General features: G+C 68.1%; 1 pseudogene. It reads left to right on the plus strand.

Annotated features, from left to right (window positions below):
- Positions 1-276, plus strand: a pseudogene (locus tag GT354_RS40275) (sensor histidine kinase); the annotation flags it as partial.

Consider the following 276-nt stretch of genomic DNA (forward strand, 5'->3'; position numbering starts at 1 on the left):
GCGGTCGTGGTCGCGTTCGTCAAGCGCCATCCCGCCGCGGCCGACACCTCGACGGCGTTCCTGCTCCTGATGTTCACCATGGGCGGCACGCGCGTGTACGGGGCCACCACGATCTGCTTCGACATCGCTCTCACCCTCCCGCTCGCGGTGCGCCGGCGAGCGCCGATCGCGGTGTTCACGGTCGTCTCGTTCGTCGCGTTGTGGCAGTGGGTGCTCGACGTGCAGGTCGTCGCCGATGTCGCGTTGCTGATCGCGTTCTACAACGTCGCCAGGCAC

Source organism: Streptomyces sp. SID3343, from assembly GCF_009865215.1.
Lineage (GTDB): Bacteria > Actinomycetota > Actinomycetes > Streptomycetales > Streptomycetaceae > Embleya.